General features: G+C 72.0%; 15 protein-coding genes. 2 read left to right on the top strand and 13 right to left on the bottom strand.

Annotated features, from left to right (window positions below; genetic code table 11):
• Positions 1-1,755: an ABC transporter permease gene (locus OG738_RS33830; protein ID WP_329047210.1), complete on the top strand. Its 1,755-nt coding sequence runs from the start codon at positions 1-3 to the stop codon at positions 1,753-1,755.
• Positions 1,756-1,757: 2 nt separating this feature from the next.
• Here OG738_RS33830 and OG738_RS33825 read toward each other — a convergent pair whose 3' ends face one another.
• The 3 genes from OG738_RS33825 to OG738_RS33815 form a co-directional block, all read right to left on the bottom strand.
• A complete protein-coding gene (locus OG738_RS33825; RefSeq protein ID WP_442875830.1) occupies positions 1,758-2,177 on the bottom strand; it encodes an NUDIX hydrolase in 420 nt (139 codons plus the stop codon).
• Positions 2,178-2,323: 146 nt separating this feature from the next.
• Entirely contained in the window at positions 2,324-4,549 is a 2,226-nt protein-coding gene (locus OG738_RS33820; RefSeq protein WP_329047209.1) for a glycoside hydrolase family 15 protein, read from the bottom strand.
• 240 nt (positions 4,550-4,789) lie between these two features.
• The gene (locus OG738_RS33815) at positions 4,790-5,485 is read right to left on the bottom strand and encodes a TetR/AcrR family transcriptional regulator (RefSeq protein WP_329047208.1); all 696 of its coding nucleotides are present in this window, start codon (positions 5,483-5,485) and stop codon (positions 4,790-4,792) included.
• A gap of 86 nt (positions 5,486-5,571) precedes the next feature.
• Between OG738_RS33815 and OG738_RS33810 the strand changes: the two genes are divergently transcribed.
• Positions 5,572-6,564 (top strand): aldo/keto reductase, encoded by a 993-nt coding sequence (locus OG738_RS33810; protein WP_329047207.1) that lies wholly within the window; start codon positions 5,572-5,574, stop codon positions 6,562-6,564.
• Between the two features lie 5 nt (positions 6,565-6,569).
• On the opposite strand, the gene OG738_RS33805 is transcribed toward OG738_RS33810, so the two are convergent.
• The 10 genes from OG738_RS33805 to OG738_RS33760 form a co-directional block, all read right to left on the bottom strand.
• Positions 6,570-7,670: a glycerate kinase gene (locus OG738_RS33805; protein ID WP_329047206.1), complete on the bottom strand. Its 1,101-nt coding sequence runs from the start codon at positions 7,668-7,670 to the stop codon at positions 6,570-6,572.
• Complete coding sequence (locus OG738_RS33800; RefSeq protein WP_329047205.1) at positions 7,667-8,044, bottom strand: allophanate hydrolase-related protein; 378 nt, start codon at positions 8,042-8,044, stop codon at positions 7,667-7,669. Before OG738_RS33800 ends, OG738_RS33805 begins: the two co-directional genes overlap by 4 nt.
• Before the next feature lie 9 nt (positions 8,045-8,053).
• A complete protein-coding gene (locus OG738_RS33795; RefSeq protein WP_329047204.1) occupies positions 8,054-9,505 on the bottom strand; it encodes an NCS2 family permease in 1,452 nt (483 codons plus the stop codon).
• A gap of 124 nt (positions 9,506-9,629) precedes the next feature.
• On the bottom strand, positions 9,630-10,112 hold the full coding sequence (locus OG738_RS33790; protein WP_329047203.1) for a nucleoside deaminase: 483 nt from the start codon (positions 10,110-10,112) through the stop codon (positions 9,630-9,632).
• A 1-nt stretch (position 10,113) separates the two neighbouring features.
• Positions 10,114-12,405, bottom strand: coding sequence for a xanthine dehydrogenase subunit D (gene pucD / locus OG738_RS33785; protein ID WP_329047202.1), 2,292 nt, complete (start codon positions 12,403-12,405; stop codon positions 10,114-10,116).
• Entirely contained in the window at positions 12,402-12,872 is a 471-nt protein-coding gene (locus OG738_RS33780) for a (2Fe-2S)-binding protein (RefSeq protein WP_257919071.1), read from the bottom strand. Before OG738_RS33780 ends, pucD begins: the two co-directional genes overlap by 4 nt.
• Positions 12,863-13,732 carry an FAD binding domain-containing protein gene (locus OG738_RS33775; protein WP_329047201.1) on the bottom strand — a complete coding sequence of 290 codons (870 nt, stop codon included), beginning with the start codon at positions 13,730-13,732 and terminating at the stop codon, positions 12,863-12,865. Before OG738_RS33775 ends, OG738_RS33780 begins: the two co-directional genes overlap by 10 nt.
• A gap of 243 nt (positions 13,733-13,975) precedes the next feature.
• Positions 13,976-15,664 (bottom strand): glyoxylate carboligase, encoded by a 1,689-nt coding sequence (gene gcl, locus OG738_RS33770; protein ID WP_329047200.1) that lies wholly within the window; start codon positions 15,662-15,664, stop codon positions 13,976-13,978.
• Position 15,665: 1 nt separating this feature from the next.
• A complete protein-coding gene (locus OG738_RS33765; RefSeq protein WP_329047199.1) occupies positions 15,666-16,553 on the bottom strand; it encodes a 2-hydroxy-3-oxopropionate reductase in 888 nt (295 codons plus the stop codon).
• Positions 16,550-17,362 (bottom strand): hydroxypyruvate isomerase family protein, encoded by an 813-nt coding sequence (locus OG738_RS33760; protein WP_329047198.1) that lies wholly within the window; start codon positions 17,360-17,362, stop codon positions 16,550-16,552. The genes OG738_RS33765 and OG738_RS33760 overlap by 4 nt, the downstream gene beginning before the upstream one ends.
• Between the last annotated feature and the right edge of the window lie 91 nt (positions 17,363-17,453).

Genomic DNA, 17,453 nt, shown 5'->3' with positions numbered 1-17,453 from the left:
GTGGGACGTCTGCTGCTGATGTGGCGCCTGGCCGCGCGCGACCTGCGCCGCCGCCCCGGCGAGGCCGCGCTGTTCCTGGTCGCCGTCACGGCGGCGACCGCCGCCCTGACCCTGGGCCTGGCGATCGGCAACGCCGTCACCACCGGGTACCAGAACACCCGCGAAGCCACCGCCGGGCCCGACCTCACCGCCATCACGACGGAGCCCGACCCGGCCGACCTGGCCCGGCGCCTCGCGGCCGCGCCCGGGGTGGCCGCGCAGTCCGACCCCGTCTTCGCGTTCGACGCCACCGTCGGGCTCCACGGCCGAACCGCGCACTCTTCGATCGAGGGACGGGACAGTGCTCCGTCCACTGTGGACCGGCCACTGGTGACCGACGGCTCCTGGGTGCGTCCCGGCGGCGCGGTGATCGAGCGCGGCTTCGCGGACGTGTTCGGCGTGCACGTCGGGGACCGCGTCACCATCGAGGAGCGCGCCTACCCGGTCGTCGGCATCGCGATCAGCGCCGCCACCCCGGTGTACCCGTGGAGCGACTGGGCGCAGGGGCCCGGGCCGTCCGACCGGGGCGGCCGGATCTGGCTCACCACGGACGACGCCCGGGCGGCGGCGGGCGATGCGGAATTCGTCCACCTGATCCACCTGAAGCTGACCGATCCCGACGCGCCCGTCGACTGGCGCGACACCGTGTTCGCGCCCGACAACCGGGGTGGCGGGTGGGTCAACACGCACACCTGGCAAACCGTCTTGCAGACGGACCGGAACATGATCAAGGACACCCAGCCCACCCTGGTCGTCGGCGGCTGGCTGCTCGCCGCGGCCGCGATCGTCACCCTCGCCGCGCTCGCCGCCGTCCGGGCCGGCCGCGACAACCGGCGCGCCGGGCTGCTCAAGGCCGTGGGGGCCGGTCCGCGGACCGTCCTGCTGGCGCAGTACCTGCTGCCGACCGTCGTGGCCACCGCGCTCGGCCTGACCGCCGGGACGCTGGCCGCGCCCGGACTGGCCAACCCCAGTGCCGGGCTGCTCGTCGGCACCGGCCCGCCGACCACCGGCACCGTCGTCGCCGTCGTTCTCCTCGCCGCTCTGGTCGTCCTGGCCGGGACGCTCGGGCCCGTCCTGCGCGCCGCCCGCACGAGCACCGTCCACGCCTTGGCCGAGCCGGCCCACCTGGCCACGCGCCGCCCGCGGCTGACCGCGCACACGGCGTACCTGCCGGCGTCGCTGCTGGTCGGCGTCCGGCTGCTCGCCCGCCGGCCCGGCCGCGCCGCCCTCACGGCGATCGGCACGGCCGCCATCAGCGTCACGGTCTCGGCGCTGCTCGCGTTCCGCACCTCCGTCGCCCACGGCACCGGGCAGGCCGATCCCGCCATGGCGGCGGTGAACACCCGGATCGGCCAGGTGGCGCTCGGCGTCACCTTCGCGCTGACCGCGCTTTCCGCCCTCAACACGGTGTTCGTCGGCTGGAGCAGCGCGGTCCAGGCACGGCGCGCGCTGGCCGTCACCCGCACCCTCGGCGCGACGCCGGGCCAGGTCGTCATGGCGTTGTGCACGGCCCAGCTCGTGCCCGCCTCGCTCGCGGTACTGGCCGGGATTCCGGGAGGGACCGCCTTGTACGGGTTCTTCAACCCGAAGTTCGCCGCTCCCCCGCCGTCGTCGCAACTGCTCGCCGCACTCGGCGTGCTGCTGGCCGTCGGTGTGCTGACCGCGCTGCCCGCGTGGGCCCACACCCGCCGCCCCGCCGGCCGCGCCCTCGCCTGAACTCACGTCCGCAGCATCGGCGGGTACAGCAGCTCCGCTTTGCCCCGGCGGTACAGCTGAGCCGGCCGCCCGCCGTCGCGGGTGGTCGTGCGGCCGGTCGGCTCCAGCAGCCCCTCGGCGCCCGTGACCTTCCGGTGGAAGTTCCGCGGGTCCAGCCGCGTGTCCCAGACCAGCTCGTACACCCGCCGCAGCTCCGCGACGGTGAATTCGGGCGGGCAGAACGCCGTCGCCAACGGGGAATACTCCAGTTTCGCCCGGGCCCGCTCGAGGCCGTCGGCGAGGATGCGGTCGTGGTCGAACGCCAGGTGCTCGCCGGTGAGCGACCGCACCGGGGTCCAGCGCGCTTCCGCCGCGTCCGTGCCCGCACGCGGCGTCGGCAGGTCCGGGGCCAGCGCGAGGTAGGCGACCGTCACGACGCGCATCCGCGGGTCCCGGTCCGGCGCGCCGTAGCCGGCGAGCTGTTCGATGTGGACGGTCCCCGGCGTTCGGCCCGGCGGCGAAGACCGTCCGCCTGGTGAAGTGATCCCGGTCCGGCACACCGAGGGGGCGTGCCGGACCGGAACCCGCGTCAGGTGCCGTAGCGGGCCTTGACGATCGACGGCGTGTCGAGGTCGTGGCCCGCGTCCATGCTCTGCGCGAGCCGCAGGTACTGGCCCTCGGCCCACATCAGCGGGCCCGCGCTGCCCGTCGGGCGGCCGAGGCCGAAGCAGCCGACGTCCGCGCGGTCCCAGACCTGCTCGGGCACGAAGTAGCCGTCGTTGGCCGAATCCGCCATGGACTTCAGGTACACCGCCGCCGAGCGGCCGTTCGCCAGCTCGTACTCGCCGCGCTCCCCCGACAGCACCGGCCACAGCCGCCCGAACCGCCGGCTGCCACCGGCGGGCCAGCCGGTGCAGCTCGTTGTGCTCTCGCCGTAGTTGTCGTGCGGGTAGCGGTGGAAGTAGACGTCGCCGTTGGGCAGCGTCACCTGCACCGGGGAGTTGCCGTCGGACGCGGCGGCCGTCGGCGCCACCGAGTTCGCGATCGTCGTGTCGCCGGCCGGGCGGATGCCGAGCCGCACCAGGTCGAGGAAGCCGAAGTCGGTGACGTCGTGCTCGTAGAAGCAGCCTTCGTCGAAGCAGATCGTCGCGGTGTCGTTGGGGTTGCCGCCGCGGTCGAGGCGTTCGTAGTAGGTGTGCCCGCCCCAGTAGCCGGACGTCGTGACCGTCCACCCGGCCAGGGAGGTGCGCCACGAGTCCGCTGTGGACTCCCACGACGTCGCGCTCGCGGTGTCGCCGTTGGCCCGGGCGATGGCGCCCGCGGCGATCAGCCCGGCGATCTCGGCGGCCACCGACGAGGGCGACTTGCCGTACTGCTCCTCCCACCGCTCGGTGGTGTCCGGGCCGGTCGCGACGAGGTGGCCTGCCGTCGTCTTGACCTTCGCGTACGTCGAGGCGTCGGTGAGGCCGGTCAGCCAGGCCAGCAGGATCGCGTCGGCGTCCTGGTCGAGCTGCTCGCAGCAGCCGAGCTGCTGGGCACTCGCCCCGGTGACGCCGGAAACCGGGCTGTAGCGCGGGAAAGAGCCCGCCGGGTACGTCGTGCCGTCACCGGCGGTCGGGCTGCCGATCCACTGCGAGGTCCACAGGAACTGGGCCATCCGCTTGGCCTGCGCGCTGTCGCCGTCGGCCAGGAGCCCGGTCGCCTGCTGGTAGAGGTCGCGGCCCCAGACGCGGTGGTAGCCGTCGTTGAGCTGGTCGCCGCTGGTGTAGTCGCCCCACGGCGTCGCCAGGCCCGCGACGCTCGCGCCCGGGTGCTGCTTGTCCTCGGCGGTCTTGAGCGCCATCGCCGCGACGTAGTAGGCGCGTCGCCGTTGCGTGTCGCCGGAAACGCTGGCGGGCGCGGGTTTCAGACCGCCCACATAGGAGTTCCAGCCGCTCCGGTACGACGTCGCCACGGCGGAGAACCCGCTGCCCAGCGAGCCGCTCGCCGCCGACGAGGCGGCCGCCGCGGTGCCGCCGTAGCCGAGCGCGACGGTGAAGGTCGTGTCCGTGCCGACCGGGATCTGTCCACACTGGACGACGTTGCCGGTGCCGGAGACGGCGTCGAACTGGTTGTTCAGGGTCTGGTCGGCGCGCAGGTCGGCCAGGCAGTCGCTGGCCGCGCCGCTGTAGCCGTTGTCGTGCGCGGCGAAGCCGGTCGAGACGCGCAGTGCGGAGACGACCGTGGTGGCCGCGCCGCCGAACAGCGTCTCGGTGCCACTGGCCATCAGCGCGCCCGAGGAGTCCCACCAGGCGTTGTCGTTGGATCCGCCGCCCGCCATCGAGGGGTTGGCCAGAAGGTAGAGCCGGTAGCTGCCGCCGTCGAGCGACTGGAACCGCGTGTTCGTGACCAGGGTCGAGCGGGCCGGATCGGTGACGTAGTCGGTGGTGATCCGGTACTTGCCGCTCTTCGCGGTGTTGGTGACGGTGTACTGCAGCGCCTTCTCGTCGGGCATCGTCACGACGTGGTTCGTGGCGTCGCGCTCCAGGTCGACGAAGCTCGACCCGTCGGTGACGACGTACTGCATGTCCTGCATGTCCGGGACGTCGGCGCGGGGGTAGAAGACCTCGGAGGTGACGCCGTTGGCCACGGTGAACCACACCGGGCTCGCGGTCGTCGTGGAGGTCCCGAGGGCGGACTTGTTGCCCGTGGCCCAGGACGCGCCTCCACCGCAGCAGTCGGTCGCGGTGCCGCTCGCCAGTGCCGTGCCCGGCAGGGCCCCGGCCAGCAGAACTCCCGCTCCGGCGCAGGCCAGGACCGCTTTCCACCTGATCATCGAGACCTCCGACAGCGTTGTCGTCAATATGTTGCGAGCGGCAACATATTGAGCCTCGGAGTGATGACAAGCAATGTCCGATCGGACTGTATCGATTCAGCCCTCGGTCGGACGGTGGGGCGATGCACTGTTGTCTCCGCCACCCCGAAGCCTGATTCTGACTATGGCCGGGTTCTGGCTTCCGATCGGGGTTGCGGGGGGCCCTGGGTCCCGGGGCTGCACCTCTCCAGGTGGGCGCGCTCAGGCGTCGGCGATGCGGTCCAGCCACTCGCCGAGCAGCACTCGCTCGGCCTCGGTCAGCGCCGCGGCGCCGGCGAGGGCCGCCCGCAGCGCGATCGCGCGCTCGGGCAGGTCGGACCCAGCGGGCTCTTCGGCGCCGGTGAGGATCCGGCTCAGCACCGTTTCGCGGGCCGTCGCCGACAGCTCGGCGTCGCGCTCGTCTTCCGGCGTCGCGATCAGGTTCAGCACCACGCCCATGCCGGTCGCGTGCACCAGCCGCGCCGCGCGGTCGACGCTCACCCGGAGGCGGCCCGCCGCCGCGACGCGCTCGACGATGCTCCGCAACATCGACTCGGCTTCCCGGGCGGCCGGCGACGTGCGGCCCGGGCGCGCGTCGCCGTACATGAGCACGTAGAACTCCGGGCGCGACAGCCCGAATTCGACGTGCAGGTCCCAGCCGCGGCGCAGATCCTCGACGGCGTCGCCGGTCGAGCCGAGCGCGCGCTTGCTCGTCAGGTACTCGTCGAACCCGTACGCGGCGACCGCGTCGAGCAGGCCGTCCTTGTCGCCGAAGAGCCGGTACAGCGCCGGCGGCTGCACGCCCGCCGCCGCGCTCACCGCGCGCGTCGAGAGGCCGTCGCGTCCCTCCGCCACCAGCAGCGCGGCCGCCGCTTCGAGGATCCGCTCCCGGGTGTCCACCGCCGTCTTCGTCACCATGGTTCCAATGATAACAAATCCCGAGTAGCACTCGTTCGATATCGATGCTACGTTGAGTTGAGTATCAACGGAAACGGGAGAACTCCATGCGCACTCGCACCCTCGGCCGGACCGGTCCGGCCGTCAGCGCCCTCGGCCTCGGCCTGATGGGCATGTCCGACCTGTACGGCCCGGCCGACGAGACCGAGTCGGTCGCGACGATCCACGCCGCCCTCGACGCCGGCCTCACCCTGCTCGACACCGGTGACTTCTACGGCATGGGCCACAACGAGCTGCTGCTGCGTGACGCACTCCGCGGCCGCGACCGCGACAAGGCGGTGATCAGCGTCAAGTTCGGCGCGCTACGCGGACCGGACGGCGCCTGGCTCGGCAACGACGGCCGCCCGGAGGCCGTCAAGACGTTCCTCGCCTACAGCCTGCGCCGCCTCGGCACCGACCACGTCGACGTCTACCGACCGGCCCGGCTCGACCCGGCCGTGCCGATCGAAGACCAGATCGGCGCGCTGGCCGAGCTGGTGCAGGCGGGCTACATCCGGCACATCGGCCTGTCCGAGGTCGGCGCGGAGACCCTGCGCCGCGCCGCCGCCGTGCACCCGATCTCGGACCTGCAGATCGAGTACTCGCTGCTCTCGCGCGGGATCGAAGCGGAGATCCTGCCCGCCGCCCGCGAGCTGGGCATCGGCGTCACCGCGTACGGCGTCCTCTCGCGCGGCCTGCTCAGCGGGCACTGGACGCCGGCGCGCGAGCTGAGCGCGGGCGACTTCCGCGGCTTCAGCCCGCGGTTCCAGGGCGAGAACCTCGACCGCAACCTCGCGCTGACCGACGCGCTCGGCAAGCTGGCCGCCGCGAAAGGTGTCACGACCGCGCAGCTCGCCATCGGCTGGGTCGCCGCGCAGGGCGACGACATCGTCCCGCTGGTGGGCGCCCGCACTCGCGCGCGGCTGGCGGAGTCCCTGGGCGCCGACCTCGAACTCACCGCCGGTGACCTGGCGGAGATCGAGGCCGCCGTCCCGGCCGGGGCCGCGGCAGGCGACCGCTACGCTGCCGCCCAGCTCGACCACCTGGACAGCGAGAAGTAGCACTCTCATGGACTCAGCCGGTCCACGGCGACGCGGTGGGCGAGGCGGCGCAGCAGGGGCGCCGCCTCGGCCATGCACCGCGCCGGGTCCGGCTCGAGGTCGGTCAGCGCGTACGCGGCCGAGATGCCCGCCTCGGCCAGCTCCACGGAGGTCAGCTGACAGCGTCCGGACACCGCCACACACGGGATGCCCTTCGCCGCCGCGGCCCGGGCCACCCCGGCCGGGGCCTTTCCGGACAACGTCTGCGTGTCCAGCGAACCTTCGCCGGTGACGACCAGTGACGCTCCGGACAGGGCCGCGTCGAAGCCGAGCAGTTCGAGCAGCAGCTCGATGCCCGGACGCATCCGCGCGCCGAGCACCGCCATGGCGGCGAAGCCCACTCCCCCGGCCGCACCCGCGCCCGGCCGGTCCGCGAACGCCGGACCGGCGTGCGACGCCCAGTGCCGCAATGCCGCGTCGAGCGTCTCGACGTCGTCGGGAGATGCGCCTTTCTGCGGTCCGTAGACGAAAGCGGCACCGCGCAGCCCGTAGAGCGGGTTGTCGACATCGCTCGCCAGCTCGATGTCCACATCGGACACGTCCAACCGGGACAGATCCAGCGAAGCGAGCCGAGACAACGCCTCGCCGCCGGGCGGGAGGTCCCGCCCGGCGGAGTCCAGCAACCAGGCCCCCAGCGCGGCCAGCATGCCCGCGCCGCCGTCGGTGCAGGCGCTGCCGCCGACGCCGAGGACGATCCGGCGGCAGCCCGCCCGCATCGCGGCGGCGAGCACGTCGCCGGTGCCCGCGCTGGTCGCGGTGAGCGGTGCCGGCGCGCCGGGCAGCCGGTGCAGCCCCGACGCCTCCGCCAGCTCGACGACGGCGGTATCGCCGCGGACCGCGTAGGACGCCGTCACCGGCACTCCCGTCGGGCCCCGAGCCGGGACTCGCACGCGCCGGAACCCGGCGGCGACGGCGGCGTCGACCGTGCCGTCGCCGCCGTCGGCCACCGGAAGGGCCTGGACCTCGAGTGCGGGGTGGACGTCGGCGAGGCCGGAAGCCACCGCCGACGCCACCTCGGCCGCGGTCAGCGACCCCTTGAACTTGTCCGGCGCGACGAGGACCCTCACGCGCTCGCCTTGAACGCCCGCCAGTCGCCGACCTCCGTGATGTCCCGCAGGGCGACGTGCGAGGTGTAGGGCCGCCGCAGCAGCATGGCGAACGCCGAACTGCCGTCCGCCAGCTCGACGACACCCAGCTCCAGCTCGTGCGGCTCGGCCGGGAGGACCTTGTCCCGCAGGTCGTCCAGCGAGACGTCGTACACCTCGCCGGTCACCGCCGCGCCGCCGTGCGACACCGGGTACAGCGCCGGGCACTGCTCGCCGACGGCGTAGAACCGGTACTTCGGCGCGGTCTCCGCGGTCGCCACGAACGGCGAGCCGTCGAGGAGGTGGTGCAGCGGTTCGCCGCGCATGGCACCGCCGTTGAAGAACATCAGGGCCACCGGAACTCCTTAGCGGAAGAGGGCTTCGACGCCGTCGACGGCGAAGTACACCGCGAACACCAGCGCGAGCAGGGAAAGCAGCCAGCCGGCCTCGCGCCACTTGCCGCGGCCGATCTTGATCAGCACGAACGCGATCAGGCCGGCGCCGACGCCGTTGGTGATCGAATAGGTGAACGGGATCAGGGCCGCGGTGAGGAACACCGGGATCGTGTAATCCGGGTCCTGCCACGGGATGGTGCGGCACTGGGCGACCATCATGCCGCCGATGACCACCAGCGCGGGCGCCGCGGCCTGGGCCGGGACGACTCCGGCGAGCGGGGTGAACAGCAGCGTCCCGGCGAACAGCAGCCCGGTGACGACGCTGGCGAGGCCCGTCCGGGCCCCCTCGCCGACCCCGGCGGCGGACTCCAGGAACACCGTGTTCGGCGACGAGCCTGTGACACCGCCCGCGATCGCGCCCGCGCCGTCGACCAGCAGGATCCGGCCCATCCGCGGGACCTTGCCGTTCTTCGACAGCCCGGCCTCGTCCGAGACGCTGGTGATCGTGCCCATGGCGTCGAAGAACCCGGACAGCACCAGCGTGAACAGGAAGACCGTGGCCGCGAGCGCGCCCGCCGAGGCGAACCCGCCGAACAGGTCGATGTGGCCGAACAGCCCGAAGTCCGGGGCCGCGACGACGTGGTCGGGCAGCGCCGGGTCGGTGCGGCCCCAGCCGCCGACGCCGAAGCCGTCGTGCAGCACCACCGCGAACACCGTCGCGACACCGATGCTGATCAGCACCGCGCCCGGGACCTTGCGCGCCATCAGCACGATCATCAGCAGCAGCCCGAGGCAGAAGACCACGATCGGCCAGCCGTTGAGGTGCCCGTCGCTGCCCAGGCGCACCGGCACCGGGCTGTCGGCCGCGTCCGGCACCCGGCTCACGAACCCGGCGCTGACCAGGCCGACGAGCGCGATGTAGAGCCCGATCCCGACGGTGATGGCCGTCTTGAGCGGCCGCGGGATGGCGTTCATGATCCGCTCGCGGACGCCGCTGACGGCCATCAGCACGATGCACACGCCTTCGAGCACGACCAGCCCGAACGCCTGGGGCCAGGTCATCTCCGGGGCCATCTGGAAGGCGACGATGCCGTTGATGCCGAGGCCGGCGGCCAGCGCGAGGGGCGCGTTGCCGACGACCCCCATGAGGATCGTCATCACGGCGGCGGCCAGCGCCGTCGCGGTGGTGACCTGTGCGGGCGAGAGGTGCGCGCCGGTGATGTCGGCGGAGGCGCCGAGGATGAGCGGGTTGAGCAGCACGATGTACGCCATCGCGACGAACGTCGTGACGCCGCCGCGGACTTCACGGCCGATCGTGCTCTGCCGGGCGCGCAGCTCGAACAGCTTGTCGAGCAGGGATCGGCGCTGGGGTGGTTCGGGTACTTCGCCGATCTCGGGTTCGTGGATTTCTACCTGGGTCATGCGTCCTGCCCTTGCCGGTGGGGGGTGCTCGGCCAGGCCGAGGCACAGCACCGTGCCTGGGCGAGCGGGACGTTCGATTCGGTTGTGCTCCGGTCAGCTGGCCTTGTGGGTCAGGAGTCGGTGGTCAGTAGTCGGTGCGGTCGCTCTTGTCGAGCCAGGCCGCGAAGGGCGCGAATCCGTCCTTTGCGGACAGTCGCGTGACGGGGACCGTCCACGTTTCGCGCGGACGGTCGAACAGTTCGTAGAAGGCGCGGTCGTCGAAGCCGGCCTTGGCCGCGTCGTCGCGGTCGGCGGCGAAGAGGACCTTGTCGACGCGCGCCCAGAGCGCCGAGGACAGGCACATCGGGCACGGCTCGCAGCTGGAGACGAGCACGCAACCGTCCAGCTTGAACGTGCCGAGCGCCTGGCAGGCCGCCCGGATCGCGACCACCTCGGCGTGCGCGGTCGGGTCGAGGTTGGCGGTGACGCGGTTGACGCCGGTCGAGACGATCTCGCCGTCCTGCACGATCAGCGCTCCGAACGGGCCGCCGCCGTTCGCGACGTTCGTCTCCGCGATGCGGACGGCTTCGTCGAGCCAGTCATGCTCGACGGAAAGCGACGTGGTCATCTCAAACTCCGGTGATGTGCTCGGGACGGATGGGGACGCGCGGCAGCTCGAGGCCGGTGGCCGCGCGGATGGCGTTCGCGATCGCCGGCGTCGCCGAGATGGTGGGTGGTTCGCCGACGCCGCGGACGCCGTAGGGCGCGTGCGGGTCGGGCCGCTCGAGGACGTCGACGCGCATCGGGGGCATGTCGAGGATGGTCGGGATGAGGTAGTCGGTGAACGACGGGTTCCGGACCTTGCCGTCCTTGACCAGGATCTCCTCCATCACGGCGAGGCCGAGGCCCTGCGCCGAGCCGCCCTGGATCTGGGCGACGACGGCGTCGGGGTTCATCGCCTTGCCGACGTCCTGGGCGCAGTCGAGCTGGACGACCTTGACCAGGCCGAGGTCCAGGTCGACGTCGACGACCGCGCGGTGCGCCGAGAAGCCGTACTGCACGTGGGCGTCGCCCTGCCCGGTCTCGGGGTCCAGCGGGTAGGTCTGGCGGTGGTGGAACTCGCGGGTCTCCTCGATCGCGGTGTCCCCCAGCAGCTCGGCCAGGTCGGCGACCACTTCACCATCGGCGGCGACGACCTTCCCTCCCGTCAGGGACATGCCTTCGGCGGGCACCCCCAGCAGCGCGTAGACCGCGTCGGCGACCGCGCGGCAGGCGTTGCGGACCGCGCCGCCGGTGACGTAGGTCTGGCGCGACGCCGAGCTGGACCCCGCGTCGCCGACGCTCGTGTCGGCCGGGTGCACGCTCACCCGCGTCAGGCCCAGCTCGGTGCGGGCGATCTGCTGCTGCAGCGTCACCAGCCCCTGGCCGACCTCGGCCGCGGCGGTGTGCACCATCGCCACCGCTTCGCCGCCGAGCACTTCCAGGCGCACGCGGGCGGTCGAGTAGTCGTCGAGGCCTTCGGCGTAGGAGATGTTCTTGATCGTGACGCCGTAGCCGATGCCGCGGACGACGCCTTCGCCGTGGGTGGTGTTGGACGCGCCGCCGGGCAGCTCGCGGATGTCGCGTTCGGCGGCCGGTTCCGGCGGCAGCGGCAGGTCTCGGACGCGCTGCACCAGCTCGGCGACCGGCGCCGGGAAGTCGACCACCTGGCCGGTGACCACAGTGGACCCTTCGCTCAGGGCGTTCAGGATCCGCAGTTCCGCCGGGTCCATGTCCAACGCGGACGCGAGCTTGTCCATCTGGGACTCGTAGGCGTACGTCGGCTGGACCGCGCCCAGGCCGCGCATCGCGCCGCAGGTCGGGTTGTTCGTGTAGACGCCCCAACCCTCGATGTGCGCGTTCAGCACGTTGTAGGGACCGACGCTGAGCGTGGTGCCGTTGCCGACCACGACCGGGGTCTTGGATGCGTACGCGCCGCCGTCGAAGTACATCTTCGCCCGGACGTAAACGAGCTTCCCATCGCGGGTCGCGCCGTGCTCGTAGTACATCTTCGCCGGGTGGCGGTGGACGTGCCCGAAGAACGACTCGAGGCGGTTGTAGCTCATCTTCACCGGACGCCCGGTGCGCAGCGCGAGCATGCACGAGTGGATCTGCATGGACAGGTCCTCGCGGCCGCCGAAGGCGCCGCCGACGCCGGACAGCGTGAGCCGCACCTTCTCCAGCGGCAGGCCGAGGGCCTTCGCCGTCTGGCGCTGGTCGACGTGCAGCCACTGGGTGGCCAGGTAGAGGTCGACGCCGCCGTCCTCGGCCGGCACCGCGAGCCCGGACTCCGGTCCGAGGAACGCCTGGTCCTGCATGCCGATCTCGTAGACGCCGGAGACTACGACGTCCGCGGTCGCGGCCGGGTCGCCCTTGACGATCCGCTGGTGGCGGACCAGGTTCCCGTCCGGGTGCAGCTTCGGCAGGGTGTCGTCGTGGGCTGCGCGTTCGGGGTCGGTGATCGGCTCGAGGACGTCGTACTCGACGACGATCTCCTTGAGCGCCTGGCGCGCGATCTCCGGGTGGTCGGCGGCCAGGATCGCGATCGGCTCGCCCTGGTAGCGGACCAGGTCGGCGGCCAGCGCGGGGGTGTCCTGGTACTTGAGGCCGTAGACGTTCTCGCCGGGTACGTCCTCGTGCGTGAGCACCGCGTGGACACCGGGCTGGGCCAGCGCGCGGGAGACGTCGAGGCGGACGATCCGGGCGTGCGGGTGCGGGCTGCGCAGCGTCGCGCCCCACAGCATGTCCTCGTGCCACAGGTCCGAGGAGTAGGCGAACTCGCCGCGGACCTTCAGCGTGCCGTCCGGGCGCAGCGGGCTCTCGCCGATGCCGCCGGCGATGGTGTCGTGCAGTTCCTGCGGGGACCGGGCCGGGGCGCTCATCGGACGGCCTTCTTCGCGGCGGCGTCACGGACGGCGTCGAGGATCTTCTCGTACCCGGTGCAGCGGCAGAGGTTCCCGGCGAGGGCCTCGCGGATCTCGACGTCGCTGGGGTCCGGGACGCGCTCGATCAGGTCGTGCGCCGCGACCAGCAGGCCGGGCGTGCAGAACCCGCACTGGACCGCGCCGCGTTCGACGAACGACTCCTGCACGGGGTCGAGATCGTCCCCCTCCGCCAAACCTTCGACGGTGACGACGTCGCGGCCCTCGGCCTGCCCGGCCGCGACCAGGCACGCGCACGCCGGGACGCCGTCGAGGTAGACCGTGCACGAGCCGCATTCGCCCTGCTCACAGGCGTTCTTCGAACCGGGCAGGCCGAGCCGCTCGCGCAGCACGTAGAGCAGGCTCTCGCCTTCCCAGACGTTGTCCGCCCGGCGGTGCTCGCCGTTGACGGTGACGTTCACGCGCACTTCGCGCTCCCTTCGCAGTATTCGCCCCAGGCCCAGGTCAGCGTCCTGCGCGCCATGACCCCCAGGGCATGGCGCCGGTAGGCCGCGCTGCCCCGGACGTCGTCGATCGGCGCCGCCGCCGCGGCGACCAGGTCACCGAAGCGGCGCTTGACCGAGTCGTTGAGCGCCTTCGGGGCGTCCCAGTCCAGCTCGGCGGCCAGGAATTCCTCCGCCTCGATCGCACGCCGCGGGGTGGGCGCCGCCGAGCCGACGCCGGTGCCGACACGCCGCCGCTCGGGGTGCAGGGCCAGCCCGAAGGCCGCGACCGCGATGACCATGGCGTTGCGGGTGCCGATCTTGCTGAACTGCTGGGGCCCGGTGGCCGGTGCCAGCAGCACGGACGTGATCAGTTCGTCGGGCTCCAGGACGTTCCGCTTGACGCCGGTGTAGAAGTCCTTCGCCGCGACGATCCGGGTGCCGCGGACCGAGGCGATCTCGACCTCCGCGTCGGCGGCCAGGAGCGCCGGGTGCGAGTCGCCCGCGGGCGAAGCTGCGCCCAGATTGCCGCCCACGGAACCGCGGTTGCGGATCTGCGGGGACCCGACGGTCCGCGCGGCCATCGCGAGGCCGGGCAGCTTCGTGCCCAGTTCGGCGATGATCCGGGTGTAGGGCACGGCGGCGCCGATGCGGATCCGGCCGCCGTCGGTGCCGTGCTCGTGCAGCTCGGCGACGCGGCCGAGGTCGAGCAGGGCGCCGGGGCGGCGGTGGTCGAAGTTGATCTCGACCATCACGTCCGTGCCGCCGGCGATCGGGACCGCACCGGGGTTCGCGGCACGCGCGGCGAGCGCGTCGGCCAGCGAGGCGGGTCGGAGGAATTCCACTGTGGACGTCCTTTCGGGGCTGCTTCGGGAAGAAGTACACACGCTCGGGTGTGGCCGCGACCACGGCAAAACCCCTGAAAGACGGGTGAATTTACGGCTCTGGTTTGTACTTTCCGACAACCGCTTGATCCAGCGCGCGGAAAGGCCGCCGCACGAGGTCAGGGTCTCGTGCGGCGGCCGTGGTCACGCAAGGCGGTCGTGAGTGCGCAACAGCGTTAGAACACTGTTACGCACTCACGAGCGTCAGCAGGGCTCGAACTCGCGGACGGCGTCGAGGGCGGCGCCCATGGCGGCGTTGCCCTCGCGTTCGATCATGATCTCCACCAGGACCGGCCGGCTGGTGCGCTCGGCCTCCTTGCGGGCCCACTCCAGCGACGTGCGGATCTCGGCCGGCTCGTGCACGCGGGTCCCCGAGCAGCCGTAGGCCTCCATGATCTTGACGTTGTCCGTGCCGTTCGCGTCGTAGTGGATGTCGACCTCGAAGTTCATGTCGTACCCGGTCTCGGCCTGGCGGATCAGGCCCAGGTACTCGTTGTTGAGCATGATCAGTACGAACCCGACGTCGTACTGGGCCGCCACCGCCAGCTCCTCGACGAGGAACTGGAACGAGTAGTCGCCGACCACGCCGACGACCTCGGCCTCCGGCCGCGCCTTCTTGACGCCGATGGCGGCGGGGATCTCCCAGCCGAGCGGGCCGGCCTGGCCGCACACCTGGTAGTGGCGCGGCTTGTGCGCGTGCTGGAACTGGCCCGACCAGATCTGGTAGAGCCCGATCGCGGTGACGAAGTACGTGTCCTCGCCGAAGGTTTCGTTGATCTCCTTGAAGACCCGCGGCGCCTTGATCGGCAGCGTGTCGAAGTCGTCGCGGCGGGGAAGCGCTTCCTTCAGCTCCGCGATCCGGCCGACCCACTCGCGCCTCGGCTCGACCGAACGGCGGTCCAGTGCCGCCAGCAGCGCGTCCAGGAACTCCCGCGTGTCCGAGACGATGCCGAGGTCCGGGCCGAACACCTTGCCGAGCTGGGTGGGCTCGATGTCGACGTGGATGAACTTCCGCTCGCCGCGATACACCGACAGCTCGCCGGTGTGCCGGTCGCCGAACCGGGCGCCAAGCGCCAGCACGAGGTCCGCCTCCAGGAAGGCCGCGTTGGCCCAGCGCTGCGACGTCTGGATGCCGGCCATCCCGGCGAACAGCTCGTGGTCCTCCGGGAAGGACCCCTTGCCCATCAGCGTCACCTGCACCGGGACGTCCAGGCGTTCGGCCGCGGCCCGCAGCTGCTCACTCGCCTCGCCGAGGACGACCCCGCCGCCGGCCAGGATCAGCGGGCGTTCGGCCGCCAGCAGCATGTCGAGGGCCCGCTCGACCCGCGCGGACGCGGGCTTCACGGCCGTCACCGGGAGCGGCGAGTCGATCGAGGAGTCCCACTCGATGTCCTGCTTCTGGACGTCGATCGGCAGGTCGATGAGCACCGGCCCGGGTCGGCCCGAGCGAGCGATCCGGAAGGCCTCGCGAAAGATCCACGGCAGCTGCGCGGCCTCCTTGACCTGCACCGCCCACTTCGTCACCGGCTTGGCGATCTCGACGATGTCGACGGCCTGGAAGGCTTCCTGGTGCAGCTTCGTCGTCGCCGCCTGGCCGGTGATGCAGATCATCGGGATCGAGTCCGCGTGCGCGGTGTAGAGCCCGGTGATCATGTTCGTCCCGGCCGGGCCGGACGTGCCGATCGCGACGCCGACGTTGCCGTTCGTCCGGGCCCAGCCGTCGGCCATGTGCGTCGCGCCCTCTTCGTGGCGGACGATCAGGTGCTCGATCGCCCGGCCTTGTAGGGCGTTATACAGCGGGAGGATCGCGGCGCCGGGGCAGCCGAAGACCGTGTCGACGCCTTCGCTTTCCAGGACGTCGACGACCGCTTGCATGGCGGGGATTCTGGGCATGTCACACCTCCGCCGGGACGCGGCCCGACAACTGTTCGACGACCTTCAGCAAGGCCGAGTGGTCCAGGGAGCCGTACCCCATGGCGCGGCCGGCGGCGACGAGCTGGGCGACCAGCCCGGTGAGCGGGAGCGCGACGTCGGCCTGCCGGGCGGCGGCCAACGCGATCCCCATGTCCTTGTGGTGCAGATCGATCCGGAAGCCGGGCGCGAACTGGCGCTCCACCATGGACTTGCGCTTGAGCTCGAGGATCCGGCTGCCCGCGAGGCCGCCGGCGAGGACGTCGAGTCCCGTGGCGGCGTCCACTCCGGACGCTTCGAGCAGCACGATCGCCTCGGCCACCAGGCCGTAGATCCCGCCCACGACCAGCTGGTTCGCCGCCTTCACCACCTGGCCGGCGCCGTGCGGGCCGACGTGCACGATGGTCTTGCCGACGGCGTCGAGCACCGGCTTCGCCGCTTCGAAGTCTTCCTCGGTGCCGCCGACCATGATGGACAGGGACGCCTGCTCGGCGCCCGCCTGACCACCGGACACGGGCGCGTCGAGGACGCGGATCTTCTTGTCCCGCGCGGCTTCCGCGACGGCGATCGACGTCTCGGGCCGGATGGTGCTCATGTCGATCAGGAGCGTGCCGGGCTCGGCGGTGTCGAGGACCCCGCCGGCGGCCAGCACGACCGCCTCGACCTGCGGGTGGTTCGGCAGCATCGTGATCACGACGTCCGCACCGGCCACCGCGTCGGCGACACCGGTGGCGGCGCGCCCACCGGCGGCCTGCAGCTTCTCCCCCGCGGCGGGGGTGACGTCGTAGCCGCTGACGTCGTGCCCGGCCGCGACCAGGTGCGCCGCCATCGGGGCGCCCATCACGCCCAGTCCGATGAATCCCAGTTTCATGCTCGTCCCCTTCGGGTTTTCGGCAGCCAGTTCAGCGACGTGAGGGTGTCCGGTTCCGGGACGTACTCGATCCCGACGAACCCGTCATAGCCCGCCTTTTGCAGCCTCGCGAGGTGCCCGTCGAGGTCCAGGGACCCGGTGCCGGGCTGGTGACGCCCGGGCGCGTCGGCGATCTGCACGTTCCCGATCCGGGAGATGTGCTGTGTCGCCAGCGCGTCCAGGTCGTCGCCGTTGACTGCCAGGTGGTACAGGTCGGCCAGCAGCCGCACGTTGTCGCGCCCGAGGTCGTCGAGCACGGCCACGGCGTCCGCGGCGGTCTTGAGCGGGTAGCGGTCCGCGCCGGACAGCGGTTCGAGGACCAGCTGCGCGCCGATCTTCGCGGCGGCCTCGGCGGCGGTGGCGAGGTGCACCAGCGCCAGGTCGTCCTGCTTGACGGGGTCTTCCCCGTCGAGCCGGTTGCCGTAGAGCGCGTTGAAGCTGCGGCAGCCGGTGCGTTCGGCGATGCCGAGCGCGACGACGAGGCTGTCGGCGAACTCGGCCTCGCGGCCGATCCACGACACCAGGCCCCGCTCCCCCGCCGCCATGTCGCCGGCGAAGAAGTTCAGCCCGCGCAGCCGGACGCCGTCCAGGCTCTTGACGAAGGCGTCCACCTCGTCGCGCGCGGGGACCGCGGTGTCGAACGGCCACCAGTACTCGACGTCGGTGAACCCGGCCTCCCGCGCGGCGGCCGCGCGCTCGGGCAGCGGTACCTCCTTGAACAGGATCGACAGGTTGGCGGCGTACGGCAGGGAGTGGCCCTCTTCTGGCATCGCGACCTCGAATTTCGCTATCCGGAATTTTTCTTTCGCATATCGAGAATAGCTGCTCAGTGGGCCCGGGGTCAACGGCCGAGACGACGGA

It is taken from the genome of Amycolatopsis sp. NBC_01488, assembly GCF_036227105.1.
Lineage (GTDB): Bacteria > Actinomycetota > Actinomycetes > Mycobacteriales > Pseudonocardiaceae > Amycolatopsis.
Note: the sequence above shows the minus strand (reverse complement) of the source record. Positions and strands in the feature narration are given on the sequence as shown.